The sequence below is a fragment of the Actinomycetota bacterium genome, from assembly GCA_005888325.1.
In the GTDB taxonomy this organism is placed as follows: domain Bacteria; phylum Actinomycetota; class Acidimicrobiia; order Acidimicrobiales; family AC-14; genus AC-14.
The window spans coordinates 20228-32769 of the sequence record VAWU01000071.1 but is presented as its reverse complement, the minus strand read 5'-3'; the positions used below and the strand labels follow the sequence as shown (position 1 = coordinate 32769).

Annotated in this window: 11 protein-coding genes; 1 reads left to right on the top strand and 10 read right to left on the bottom strand. The window is 70.8% G+C overall.

Going from position 1 to position 12542, the window contains the following annotated elements; genetic code table 11:
- The 9 genes from E6G06_21270 to E6G06_21230 form a co-directional block, all read right to left on the bottom strand.
- The coding region (locus E6G06_21270) for a hypothetical protein (GenBank protein ID TML86181.1) at positions 1 to 1585 on the bottom strand (1585 nt) is incomplete at its 3' end.
- Entirely contained in the window at positions 1033 to 2289 is a 1257-nt protein-coding gene (locus E6G06_21265; GenBank protein ID TML86180.1) for an adenosylhomocysteinase, read from the bottom strand. The genes E6G06_21265 and E6G06_21270, both read right to left, overlap by 553 nt.
- Positions 2290 to 2313: 24 nt before the next feature.
- The gene (locus E6G06_21260) at positions 2314 to 3354 is read right to left on the bottom strand and encodes a bifunctional phosphoglucose/phosphomannose isomerase (GenBank protein TML86179.1); all 1041 of its coding nucleotides are present in this window, start codon (positions 3352 to 3354) and stop codon (positions 2314 to 2316) included.
- Positions 3355 to 3436: 82 nt separating this feature from the next.
- Positions 3437 to 3685 (bottom strand): Trm112 family protein, encoded by a 249-nt coding sequence (locus tag E6G06_21255; GenBank protein TML86178.1) that lies wholly within the window; start codon positions 3683 to 3685, stop codon positions 3437 to 3439.
- A 1-nt stretch (position 3686) separates the two neighbouring features.
- Positions 3687 to 5030, bottom strand: coding sequence for a phosphomannomutase/phosphoglucomutase (locus E6G06_21250; protein ID TML86177.1), 1344 nt, complete (start codon positions 5028 to 5030; stop codon positions 3687 to 3689).
- Between the two features lie 14 nt (positions 5031 to 5044).
- Positions 5045 to 6241, bottom strand: coding sequence for a glycosyltransferase (locus tag E6G06_21245; protein TML86176.1), 1197 nt, complete (start codon positions 6239 to 6241; stop codon positions 5045 to 5047).
- Positions 6241 to 8610, bottom strand: a complete 2370-nt coding sequence (locus E6G06_21240; protein ID TML86175.1) for a hypothetical protein — start codon at positions 8608 to 8610, stop codon at positions 6241 to 6243. The genes E6G06_21245 and E6G06_21240 overlap by 1 nt, the downstream gene beginning before the upstream one ends.
- Positions 8611 to 8950: 340 nt before the next feature.
- Positions 8951 to 9652: a CPBP family intramembrane metalloprotease gene (locus tag E6G06_21235; protein TML86174.1), complete on the bottom strand. Its 702-nt coding sequence runs from the start codon at positions 9650 to 9652 to the stop codon at positions 8951 to 8953.
- 40 nt (positions 9653 to 9692) lie between these two features.
- A complete protein-coding gene (locus E6G06_21230; GenBank protein ID TML86173.1) occupies positions 9693 to 9968 on the bottom strand; it encodes a DUF3499 family protein in 276 nt (91 codons plus the stop codon).
- Between the two features lie 107 nt (positions 9969 to 10075).
- Between E6G06_21230 and E6G06_21225 the strand changes: the two genes are divergently transcribed.
- Complete coding sequence (locus E6G06_21225; GenBank protein ID TML86172.1) at positions 10076 to 12118, top strand: ATP-dependent metallopeptidase FtsH/Yme1/Tma family protein; 2043 nt, start codon at positions 10076 to 10078, stop codon at positions 12116 to 12118.
- Here the strand turns inward: E6G06_21225 and E6G06_21220 are convergent.
- Positions 12096 to 12539, bottom strand: coding sequence for a hypothetical protein (locus tag E6G06_21220; protein ID TML86171.1), 444 nt, complete (start codon positions 12537 to 12539; stop codon positions 12096 to 12098). The two genes, E6G06_21225 and E6G06_21220, sit on opposite strands and share 23 nt — an antisense overlap.
- Positions 12540 to 12542 lie beyond the last annotated feature (3 nt).

Genomic DNA, 12542 nt, shown 5'->3' with positions numbered 1-12542 from the left:
CGCGCGCGTCGAGCGACTCGTCGGCGGGGAACTCCTTCTCCTCGATGCGGTCGAGCCCGTAGGCCTGGCGAGTCATCCGGATGTTGTGCTGGATGAACGGGCGCTCGGCCGCCAGCTCATTCGGGGTGACGCGGAAGCGCTGGAGGAGCGCGGGATAGATCCCGAGCCCGACGATCCACACGCCGACGAGCACGAGCAGGCCGGCGGCGATCAGCCGGAGCCCACCGCGTATGATCTGGACGAAGCAGGCGATCGCGCAGAGGCCGGCCAGGACCGCCAGCGCGCCCAGGACGGGCAGCGAAGCGTGGATGTCGGTGTAGGACGCTCCGAAGACCACGCCGCGGGGGGAGTAGAGCAGCTCGAAGCGTTCGAGCCAGAAGCCGACGGCGGTCAGCGTCAGGAAGACGGCACCGAGTAAGAGGATGTGAGTCCGCGCGCCCGCGGCCAGCCGCGGGCCGCGGGCGGTCAGCACGAGGCTTCGCTGGAGCACGTAGATGACGACGGTCAGCACCAGGGTGCCGATGACGAGCGTCGTCGCCCAGCTCAGGGCCATCCGCCAGAACGGCAGCGCGAAGACGAAGAACCCGAGGTCGCGATTGAAGAGGGGATCGGTGGTGCCGAAGGGCACCGCGTTGCGATACTGGAGGACGGTTTCCCAGCGAGCACTCGCGCGCAGCCCGGCGGTGAACGCGATGAACGCGAGGACGAACGGCAGAAACCGCCGGATGATCGGCTCGATCACCACGCGGCCGGGCAGACCGAGCTGATCCTCCAGCTCCCACAGGACGTCCGGCCGGGCCCGGTGGGCCGCGAACGTCAGGTTCCCGTAGAGGAAGGCGAGGACCACGACGGCGACGACGGTGAAGAGCGAGCCGCGAAACCCGAGCGTGGTGAGAAAGACGTCCGTGTAGCCGACTTCCTGGAACCACAGCCAGTCGGTGTAGAGGGGAACGATCTCGCCCACGAAGCCCAGGACCACGAGGCCCAGGACGAGGACAAGAATTGCCTGCGAGCGTTGCACCCGGGGAGGGATTAGGTTCCGTGCCTCCAGGACGCGAGGTACGACTCCTGCTCGGGCGACAGCCCGTCGATGGCGACGCCCATCGAGGCGAGCTTGAGGCGTGCGATCTCGCGATCGATGTCGATCGGCACCACGTAGACCTTGCGCTCGAGGCTCCGCCCGCGCTTGACCATGAACTCGGCGCCGAGCGCCTGATTGGCGAAGCTCATGTCCATGACCGCCGCCGGGTGTCCCTCGGCGGACGCGAGGTTGATCAACCGTCCCTCTCCCAGGACGTAGAGGCGCCGGTGCCCTGCCACCGTGAACTCCTCCACGAACGGGCGGACCTGCCGTCGCGCCGTCGCGGTCTTGGCCAGCGCCTCGAGATCGATCTCGACGTTGAAGTGGCCGGAGTTGGCGAGGATGGCGCCGTCCTTCATCACCTCGAAGTGCTCGCGGCGCAGGACGTCGCGGTCGCCGGTGACGGTGATGAAGATGTCGCCCTCGCGCGCGGCCTCGTGCATGGGGACGACGCGGAAGCCGTCCATCACCGCTTCGAGGGCGCGCAGCGGGTCGACCTCGCACACGAAGACCTGGCCGCCCATGCCGCGGGCCCGCGACGACACGCCCTTGCCGCAGTACCCGTAGCCCGCGATGACGATCTTCTTGCCGGCCAGCAGGACGTTCGTGGCGCGGATGATGCCGTCGAGGGTCGACTGCCCGGTGCCGTAGCGGTTGTCGAACATGTGCTTCGTGTCGGCGTCGTTCACCGCGACGATCGGGAAGCGGAGGGCGCCGTCCTTCTCCATGGCGCGAAGGCGGATGACGCCGGTCGTGGTCTCCTCGGTGCCGGCGATCACGTCGGGCACCTGGTCGGGACGGTCCTGATGGAGCCGTGACACGAGGTCGCAGCCGTCGTCCATCGTCAGCTGCGGACGCTCGTCGAGCGCCGCGTCCATGTGGCGGTAGTAGGTGTCGTGGTCCTCGCCCTTGATGGCGAAGACCGCGATGCCTTCGTCGCGCACGAGCGACGCGGCGACGTCGTCCTGCGTCGAGAGCGGGTTCGACGCACAGGCCACGACGGTGGCGCCTCCCGCTTTCAGCGTGCGCAACAGGTTCGCCGTCTCCGTGGTGACGTGGAGGCAGGCCGCCATCGTGACGCCCTCGAGCGGACGCTCCTTGGCGAAGCGCTCCCGGATGCTGGCGAGCACCGGCATGTGCGTGTCGGCCCAGGCGATGCGCTGGCGCCCGAGGTCGGCCAGGCCCGGGTCGGCGATGTCGAAGTTCAACGGTGTTCCTTTCGTCGTGTCCTGCTACTCGCCTTGCGCGAGAGCAGTCTTGAGATCGGTGAGCGCGGGGACGGGGCCCGGGTCGATGCCCTCCTGGAGGGCGAGCTGCAGCGACATGAAGTCACCCACGAGGATCAGGTCGAGGAGCTGGGCCAGCTGGCCCTCGCCCTCCGCATGCACCTCCTCGATCCCGGCGACCACCTCGTCGAGCATCTTCCAGACGAGGTCGAAGCGCCGGATCACCTGTGGGTGCTCGAAATCGTGACGGAGCCCAACCGCGGTGATGGTCTGGCGGGTGACGTCGCCCGCCTGGCCCCAACCCGACACCTCGTTGTGGCACAGCTCGGGGTGCGCGTTGAAGAAGGCCGGCAGCTTCGCGTTCTCGTTGCACTGGGTCTTCCAGCGCTGCGCGGCCGTCGCGCCGATGGCGCCGCCGCCGTAGATGAGAGGGATCGTGCGTCCGATGCGGCGGGCGAGCTCGACCGTCTCGCTCTTGTCGGACGTGAGCCGGCCGACCCGGTGCTTCAGCTGCTCGACCGCGTCGTCGACCCACTGGCCCGCCCCGGGGAACAGCCCGATGTCCTCCAGCACGATCAACGGCGGGATGGCCATCGCCCCGAGGGCGGCGCGCGGCTGGGGGATCGTGGACGGAACCGGGACCACCGGCGTGCCCCAGCCCGCGGCCAGCCGGCCCAGCTCACCTCCGCTCGTGATGGCGACGATGCTCGCACCCTGCACCGCCGCCTCGGTGGCCGCCTCGACCGTCTCCTCCGTGTCGCCGGAGTAGGAGATGGCGAACACCAGCGAGCCCTCGCCCACGAAGGCCGGGAGCTCGTAGGACTTCGACACGACGACCGGCAGCGACATGAACGGCTGCGCGGCCGCGGACAGGATGTCGCCGGCGATGCCACTCCCGCCCATGCCGAGCACGACGACATGCTCGACCTTGTCGCGCTCGGGCAACCCGTCGAGCCCGCGGGCGACGCGCGCCGCGGTGGCCACCTGCTCGGGAAGGGCCGCCGTGGCCTCGACCATCCCCTGGGTGTCGACGCCGCGATCGCTCATCGGCCCACCGTGCCTCGTCCCTCGGCCGGTGCACCGATCTGCCACATGGGAGCTGCGCTCCTCGCTGCGCTGCGGTGCTCGCTCATGCGGGAGTGGACGGGTCGAACGTGGGCCTGACGCCGTCGGCCTCGGCCTTGCGCATCAGCCGCTCGTGCTCGTCGTCGTCGACCGTCTCCGCCTCGTCGATGAGCATCACGGGGATGTCGTCCTTGACCGCGTAACGCCGCTTGAGGCGCGGGTTGTAGAGCGCGTCCTCGTCCGCGAAGTAGAGCAGCGGACCCTTGTCCTCGGGACAGGCGAGGATCTCGAGCAGCTGGGGGGAGACTGGCATCTCAGTGTTCTCCTCTGATGACGGCGAGCACCTCGTCGACATGGCGGTCGCACTCGTCGCGCGTGGTTGCTTCGAGGTTGAGGCGCAGGAGGGGCTCGGTGTTGGACGGGCGCAGGTTGAACCACCAGTCGCCGCCGTCGACCGTGAGACCGTCGAGGCGTTCCTGGCGCATGTCGGCGAACACGCTCGCGACCCGCTCGATGACGGCGTGCGGATCGTCGACCGCGGTGTTGATCTCGCCCGAATCCGCGTAGCGGTCGAACGGACGGAGCACCTCCGAGAGCGGCAGCTGCGCCTTCGACAGGAGCTCGAGCACGACGAGGGCGGCGATCAGCCCGGAATCGGCGCGGTAGTTGTCGCGGAAGTAGTAGTGGCCCGAGTGCTCGCCGCCGAACACCGCTCCGGTGTCGGCCATCACCGCCTTGATGAACGAGTGACCGACGCGCGTCTGCACGGGCGTGCCACCGTTCTCGAGGATGACCTCTCGCACCACGTGCGAGCAGATGAGGTTGTGGATGATGACGGCGCCCGGATGCTTCTCGAGCATGGCCTTGGCGACCAGGGCCGTGGTGAGTGAGCCCGAGACGGGCTGGGCCCGCTCGTCGACGAGGAACACACGGTCGGCGTCGCCGTCGAACGCGAGGCCGACGTCGGCCCGTCGCTCCAGCACCCGCGCCTGAAGGTCCTTCAGGTTCTCGGGCTGGATGGGGTCGGCCGGGTGGTTCGGGAACGAGCCGTCGAGGTCGGCGAAGAGGATCTCGAGCTCGAAGGGCATTCCGTCGAACACGCGGGGCACGACGAGCCCGCCCATGCCGTTCGCGGTATCGGCCACCACCTGGAGCGAACGGAGCACGGACCGGTCGACGAAGGAGCGCACGTGGGCCGCGTAGTCGTCGATGAGGCCCGACTCGGTGATCCGGCCCTCGGGGCCGGTGGTGGCCGGCACCCCCTCCTCGACCAGGCCGCGGATCTCCCTCAGCCCGGTGTCCTCGCCAACCGGCCGGGCGCCGGCGAGGCAGAGCTTGATGCCGTTGTAGCGAGCGGGGTTGTGCGAGGCGGTGAACATCGCCGCCGGCCGGTCGAGCTTGCCGGCCGCGTAGTAGACGAGGTCGGTGGAGGCGAGCCCCAGGTCGACGACGTCGACGCCCTGGGAGGCTGCGCCCTCGGCGAACGCGCGCGAGAGCTCGACGCCCGACTCGCGCATGTCGCGCGCCACGACGATGCCCGCGGCTCCCGTGAAGCGGGCGAACGCAGCACCGATGCGCCGGGTCACGTCGGCGTCGAGCTGGTCGGGCACCGTGCCCCGTATGTCGTAGGCCTTGAAGATCGCGCTCAGGTCCGCCATCGCGAGGGATCACCCTAGTTGGTGGTGGTCAGCGGCTCGTCGGCGGGATCGAGGTCGTAGCGCCCCGCGGCGGCCCAGCGGCGCACGCGGAAGAGGTCACGGAGCATCCGCACGGCGTCGAGGCCGACGCGCACGCTCGACGTGGTCGAGTTGGCCAGCTCGACGGGCACCTCCGCGAGCGAGAGCCGGTACCGCTCGGCCAGATGGAACAGCTCGACGTCGAAGGCGAAGCCGTCGACGAGCGCGTGCGAGAAGAGCAGGCGGGCGGCGTCGGCGCGGAACGACTTCAGCCCGCACTGCGTGTCGCGGTACTGACCCAGCAGCACCGCCACCGTCAACGTGTTGAAGAGGCGCCCGCTGACCTCGCGCAGACGCCGGTTCCGCACGAGCGTGGTCGTCTCGACGTGCCTGCGGCTCCCGACGACCACGTCCCAACCCGACTCCACCTCCGCCAGCAGCCGGAGCAGCTGCTCGGGTGGATAGGAGAGGTCGGCGTCGGTGAACGCGACCGCGCGTCCGTGGGCCGCGAGCATCCCCGCGCGCACCGCGGCCCCCTTGCCCCGGTTCGCGGGCAGCACGAGCACCTGGTCGGCACCGGCCGCGCGCGCCTGCTCGGCCGTGTCGTCGTCGGAGCCGTCGTCGACGATCACCACCTCGAGCCCACCCGAGGCGGCCACCTCGGCGAGCGCGTGCCGCAGCTGCTCGACCGTGCGGGCCACCCGCGCGCCCTCGCGGTAGGCGGGAACGACGACGCTCAGCCGCACCGCGCCGGGCGGCGCGGGCTGGTCGGGGCGGCGCCCCTGCTCGATGCGCACGCGGCGGAACAGGACGCTGCGGTACGCGCTGACGCGCACCCCGGCGGCAACGACCAGCGCGATCAGCTTGGGCACGAGCACGCCGCTCACCCGCCCCGCGTCGAGCAGGGAGGCGACGGCGACGCCGGCGCGCACGAAGAGGATGTCGACGAGCCCCGCCGTCACGGTGACCCAGGCGAACGTCGCCGGCTCCCTCACCCAGCGCAGGTGCGGGTCGTCGCCGAAGGTGATCGTCCGGTGGAGCAGGTACGACGCCCACGCGGCGACGGTGATGGACACCGCGTCCGCCGCGATCACGGGCATGCCGGTGCCGAGGCGCAGCACCAGCAGCAGGCCCACGTCGATGACAGTGACCGCGAGGCCGACGCTGCCGAAGCGGCGCAGCCGCCGGCGCATCAGACGGGTACGAGGTCGCTCGTGAGCTCGTCGCCGTGGTCGGGCTCGATGACACCCCCGGGCTCGGGCTGCGGGAAGTCGAGCGAGCCGCGCCGGACCAGCACGACGACGGCCGCCAGGCCGCCCAGCGTGATCAACCAGCCCACCCCGTCGACGACGGTCCAGCCGTAATGCAGCGACACGTGCTTCTGCGTCGGGATCACGACCATGAGGTTGGGGGTGACCCGCCACGGCCCCTTGGCGCCCGACGCCTTCCAGTTGGGGAAGTACGAAGCCTTCACGAGCACCGGTGTGCCCGGCCGGTCGACGTCGAAGGAGATCCGGTCGTCGGTCGTGCGGATCGCGCTCACCTTGGCGGGCGCGACCGGACGGCGCGCGGGCCGGTCGATGCGGATGTCGCTGCCCGCGGTGCCGTCGGTCTCGACGCCGGTTCGGCGCACGCCCACGCGCGGCCAGCTCTTGGGGCCGTCGATCGCCAGGGGGACGTCCCACGACTGCGGGTTCTGGTAGAAGGCGACCGCGAGGTCGAGCCAGTCGGTGCGATACCGCCCGCCCGACTTGGCGATGCCCTCGACCACCGCCGGCTCGTTCCGCAGCCCCACGACCTCGGCCGACCCCGCCACCTCGTACACCTTCCACGGGTTGGACCGGGCGATCAGGCGCAGGTCGGGGTCGGCGTCGGCCTGGGCCACCGCCGCGGATGTGAACGCGAGGTAGTAGCGCACGCCGAGCAGCTGCAGGTGCTGCACGCCACTCGTCACGTCGAGGCCGCGATAGGGAAGCGAGCGCATGGCGCGCGACGGCGTCTGCGAGAGCTCGGACTGGTTGAGGAAGTGGTACGGCGTGGTGCCGGCCGACTCGAAGAAGAGGCCCTCCATCGAGCCGATGCAACCCTTCGTCCAGTACGGAAGGAGCATCGGCGACATCGGCGTGCCGTAGGAGTCGAGCTTCTTCAGGTCGTACTCCCACATCGCCCGGCCGCAGCCGCGATCGCGACCCACCTTGTCCATCGTGTCGATCAGCCGGCGGTACTCCGGGTACGCCGGCTTGCGCTCGTAGCCCGAGAAGTTCCACCGGGCCCAGCCCGGGATGAAGCTGTTGTCGTTGGCATGGGCCGACTCACCCGGCACCCACGACGGGAACCGCCAGAGCGGCAGGGCGACCCATCCGAGCACCGCGACGACCGTCACCACCGGTGTGACCGCGCGCGCCAACGCCGACGGCCGGGCGGGGTCGGCGACCAGCATCGCGGTGAGGGCCGCGCCGACCTCGGCCACGGCCACGCCCGCGAGCAGGTACAGGCACAGGTACCAGAAGGGCAGCAGTCGGGCGTTCCACAACGGGCCCTCGGGCACCAGGCGGAACCCGAGGGCGGCGATGGCGGCCAGGGCCGCGATGGCAGTGGCGGTGCGCCGTCGGAGCGCGACTCCCGCGATGGTCCCCGCGAGGGCGAGCGCGGTCACCACCTCCATGTGCGACGTCCAGATCGGGGTCCAGCCCGAGGGTGCGATGTTCTTCGTCAGCTTCCACGGGAAGAGCCACTTGACGTAGGCGGTCGTGCGCTCCCATCCCATGTTGGTGGTGTACGGGTTGCGCACCACGAACGGCACGACCCAGAAGGCGGCGAGCGCGGCGGCGACGGAAGCGATGACGGCGACGTACTTCAAACGCCGGCGATCGAAGCGCATGACGAGCAGCACGAGCGTGCCGGCCAGCGCGAAGAGCGTCGGGATCATGTGGCACAGGCCCGTGCACGCGAGAAGCACCGCGGCCAGCGCGCGGTGACGGCCGGTGTCGAGCCCGCGCGCGAGCACGCCGAGGTAGACGAAGGCCAGCGACAGCGCCATCGCGAAGGCGAACTCGCCCGCGAGCGCAGACGCGATGTTGCCCCCCCAGATCGTGTGGAAGCGGTCGAAGAGGAACGGCACCGTGGCGACGGCCAGGATCGGCGGTCCCGGGAAGCGCATCCCCGTCAGCCGCCCGAAGATGTACACCGACACCGGCAGCGTCACCAGCCCTGAGACCGCGACGAGCTTGAACGCGATGCCGTACGGCAGCACGACGTCGAGCGCCGCGATGAGCAGGCTCGGGAGGGGGAAGTAGAAGACGAGGGCGGGGAACCCCGCGTACCAGTCGGGCGTCCACCCGGTGATGCGACCGTGGGGCAGGAGGTGGTCGCGCAGGTAGGCGGGGCCCCACACGTGGGCGCCCATGTCGCCGCCCGCCGGCGTGGTGTTGGCCAGCAGCAGGTGCGGCTTGAGGTTGACGAGGACGAACAGCACGGCGCCGCCGACGGCGGTGACCGTGACGACTGCCTGCATGATCGCGTGAGACGACGGCCGCCGCGCCTGGTCCATGGCGCCCACCATCGTGGCATCTGGCCCGCCCCCACCGGAGTCAGGGGCGCTCGCCCGGGCCGCGGGGCGACATGGGCGCCCGCGTGTGGGGCCCCGGGCTACCTACGAACGGTTGCGAGCTCGAGGACGTGGTTCAGTCCGACGGGCTCGCCTTCCTGGTCCCACCAGCGCGTCTCGCAGCGCGAGCACGAGTGCATCGTGACGCGCCGCTCCCGCAGCGTGATGTCGATCTCGACCAGACGACCGGAACTGCAACTCGGGCAGAGCATTGCCGACTCCCCTGTGCTGACCCTCCGAGGCCAATCCTCGGGTATCGACCGATTCGGCAGGACACTTGAGCGATCGGCCCGGCTCAGCGCTCGAGCGCGAGGGCGACGACCGTGACGGTGTTGAAGGCGATGTGACACCAGATGGCGGGGCCGAGCCGGCCCGTCCTCACGACCAGGACGGCCAGGAACACCCCCACCAGGGCCAGGGCGGGCAGCTGGAGCAGCTCGAAGTGGGAAGCGGCGAAGACGAGCCCGGAGATCACCACGGCCGGGCCGTCGGCGAGGTACCGCTGCAACGACCGGAGCAGGAGCCCCCGATAGAAGAGCTCCTCCACGACCGGCGCGCCGACCGCGATCACGAGCGCGAAGACGAGGAAGCCGGGGCCGTGGGCCCGGTCGGCCAGCTCGCGTGCCGGCCGTTCGAGGTCGCTCCTGTCGATCACCGACCGGAACGGGAAGTAGATGAGAGGCACGACGAGGAGCTGGGTGGCGACCCCCGCGCCCACGCCGAGCGGCAGGTCGACGGGGCGGAAGCGCAGTCCGAAGTCGCGCACCACACTGCCCGTCCCTCCCCGCCGGCTGGTGACGACGACCGCGCCCAGCAGGCCCACCCAGAACCCCACCTGGGCGACCCCCAGGGAGCCGAGGGCCGCGCTGTCCTGGCCCGTGGCCACGACCCAGAGCCCGAGCAGCACGCCGCCGCACACCATGCCGCTCACCCAGCCGACCGCGGCGGCGCCGAGCGCCCACCGGGGCAGGGCCGCGGGCGGCGCCTCTTCGGTCACCGCGCCAGGCTACGGAATCGACGGGACGGAGCCGGTGCGGTCAGACCGCGACGTCGGCGCGACGACGGTCGCTCGGGCCTGCCACCTGCACGTGGAACAGCGGCCGCACCGCGGAGCGGCGGTCGTCGCAGACCCAGCCACGCGGCACCGTGAGCCGGTCGGCGTGGTCGGCGCAGAGGTCGTGGGCGTGGGGGTCGTACGCGTCGTCGAGGTCGTCGAGCCAGGCGCAGCGGCCCGCGTAGTCGTACGTGAGCGAGGCCGTCGCCGGGCCCGAGCACACAGGCCGGTCACAGCTGCGGGCGGGTTGGGCGGACATCGCCCGACGGTAACGACGGGCGCGGACGGTGGCGCGGATGAGCCTGGGGGAGGACGCGGGCCGGCGACGGGAGCCGATAGATCATCGTGCGCCGTTACCATGGGCCCATGAGTCCCCAGGCGCGCGACCCCCGCGCGGGACGCAACGACCGCCCCGGCGCTCCGCCCGGTGAGCAGCAGTCGGGCTGGCCGCGTTCGATCGTCTGGGTCGTGCTCGGTGTGATCGGCATCGCCATCGTGCTGTCCGCCCTGTTCAGCGGGGGGAAATCGTCCGACATCGCCTACAACGAGTTCATCCAGAAGGTGCAGGCCGGGCAGGTCAGGGAGATCGTCGTCCAGAACGACTCCTCGCGCATCACCGGCAAGACGATCGAGGGCAAGCCCTTCAGCACCACCGCTCCGGTGAACGGCCTGCCCGAGGGCGACCTCAAGCTCGTGCGCGACAAGGTCCCGCCGGGTGGGGTCAAGTTCAAGTCGCCGTCCACCAACTTCCTCGGTGGCCTGCTGGTGTGGCTGCTGCCGATCGGCCTGCTCGTCGGCTTCTGGTGGTGGCTGGGCCGGCGGCAGGCGGGGCAGATGGCCGGGCTCATGTCGATCGGGCGGTCGAAGGCCAAGGTGTACAACACCGAGAAGCCGAAGACGACGTTCTCCGACGTCGCCGGTTACACCGGTGTGAAGCAGGAGATCACCGAGGTGGTCGACTTCCTCAAGCAGCCGGGGAAGTTCAAGGAGATCGGCGCGCGCATCCCGAAGGGCGTGCTGCTCGTCGGCCCGCCCGGCACCGGCAAGACGCTCATCGCACGCGCCGTCGCCGGTGAGGCCGGCGTGCCGTTCATGTCGATCACCGGCTCCGACTTCATGGAGATGTTCGTCGGCGTCGGCGCGGCGCGGGTGCGCGATCTCTTCCAGACCGCGCGCAAGCAGGCGCCGTGCATCATCTTCGTCGACGAGATCGACTCCATCGGGCGCAAGCGCGGAGCCGGGCTCGGTGGCGGGCACGACGAACGCGAGCAGACCCTCAACCAGATGCTCTCGGAGATGGACGGCTTCGAGACCACCGAGGGCATCGTGATGATGGCGGCCACCAACCGGCCCGACATCCTCGACCCCGCGCTGCTGCGGCCCGGTCGCTTCGACCGCCAGATCGTGGTGCCCCTCCCCGACCTCGAGGAGCGCCTGCCGATCCTCCAGGTGCACAGCAAGGACAAGAAGATGGCGCCCGACGTCGACCTCCGGCTGGTCGCGCGCGGCACGCCCGGCATGAGTGGCGCCGACCTGGCCAACCTCGTCAACGAGGCCGCGCTGCACGCCGTGCGCGGGGGCAAGCAGATGGTGGAAATGGAGGACTTCGAGGCCGCGCGCGACCGCGTGATCATGGGCCAGCGCCGCGAGTCGATCGCGTTGACGGAGAAGGAGAAGGAGCTCACCGCCTTCCACGAGGGCGGCCACGCCGTGCTCGCCTACGTGCTGCCCAACTCAGACCCGGTGCACAAGGTGACGATCCTGCCCACGGGCATGGCCCTCGGCGTGACGCAGCAGCTGCCGATGGAGGAGCGCCACACCTATCCGCTCGAGTACATCAAGGACACGCTGTGCGTGCGCATGGGCGGACGCTGCGCGGAGCAGATCGTGTTCGGCACGCTCACCACCGGCGCGAGCAACGACCTGCAGGGCAGCACCGAGATGGCCAAGCGCATGGTGCGCGAGTTCGGCATGAGCGACCGCATCGGTCCGATGGCCTGGGGCTCGCAGGGCATGGTCTTCCTGGGTGAGGACCTCATGCACACGCGCGACTACAGCGAAGAGACGTCGCGCGTGATCGACGAGGAGGTCGAGCGCATCCTGCGCGAGCAGGAGGAGCGCGCCACCGAGGAGCTGTTGCGACATCGCAAGGGCCTCGACGCGGTGGCCGCGGCGCTGCTCGAGAAGGAGACCATCGACGGCGCCGAGGTGGGGAGGCTGGTCGACGCCGCGTTCGGGCGCGCCGTCCACGGCGACGACAGTGACAAGGCCGTCCCCCACTTCGCGCCCACCGACGACCGCCCCGGCTCCCCCGATCGCGAGGCGTTCCCGGAGCCCGCCGCCGCGACCGACGACATCGGCAACGGCCACGCCGCACCGGCCGAGGTCACCCAGGAGCTCCCCCGCTAGCTCCGCCGGTGGAGCCGCGCAGCTGGGCCACCGCGGCCCACAGGTCGGTGGCCGACGGCGCGCCCACGAACGAGGCGCGTACCACGCCCTCGCCATCGGCGACGATGGTCACCGGTACCGCCTCGATGCCGTAGCGACGGTGGAGGCCCGGACGGGCGGCCACCTCCACCTCCTGCACGACGACCTCCGCGGCCGCGAGCACCCGGGCCTTCTCGACCGCGTCGGTGCACGACAGGCAGGTCGTCGAGGAGAACACCACCACCAGCCACGGCGCGTCGGGCCGCTCGAAGTCGACGCGGTCGAGCTGGGTGGGAACGGGCCAACGCCCCTGCGTCGGCGGCTCGGGCCGCCTGCGCCGGACGACGGCGGCCACGCCTGCGGCGAGCACGACGATCGCGGCGACGATGAGGAGGCGCTCCATGGG

What these genes read in the sequence shown, in the direction of transcription:
- E6G06_21260 (TML86179.1), bottom strand. Translation starts at nt 3,354, where the DNA reads ATGAGCGATCGCGGCGTCGACACCCAGGGGATGGTCGAGGCCACGGCG.
- E6G06_21255 (TML86178.1), bottom strand. Translation starts at nt 3,685, where the DNA reads ATGCCAGTCTCCCCCCAGCTGCTCGAGATCCTCGCCTGTCCCGAGGAC.
- E6G06_21250 (TML86177.1), bottom strand. Translation starts at nt 5,030, where the DNA reads ATGGCGGACCTGAGCGCGATCTTCAAGGCCTACGACATACGGGGCACG.
- E6G06_21245 (TML86176.1), bottom strand. Translation starts at nt 6,241, where the DNA reads ATGCGCCGGCGGCTGCGCCGCTTCGGCAGCGTCGGCCTCGCGGTCACT.
- E6G06_21240 (TML86175.1), bottom strand. Translation starts at nt 8,610, where the DNA reads ATGGTGGGCGCCATGGACCAGGCGCGGCGGCCGTCGTCTCACGCGATC.
- E6G06_21230 (TML86173.1), bottom strand. Translation starts at nt 9,968, where the DNA reads ATGTCCGCCCAACCCGCCCGCAGCTGTGACCGGCCTGTGTGCTCGGGC.
- E6G06_21225 (TML86172.1), top strand. Translation starts at nt 10,076, where the DNA reads ATGAGTCCCCAGGCGCGCGACCCCCGCGCGGGACGCAACGACCGCCCC.
- E6G06_21220 (TML86171.1), bottom strand. Translation starts at nt 12,539, where the DNA reads ATGGAGCGCCTCCTCATCGTCGCCGCGATCGTCGTGCTCGCCGCAGGC.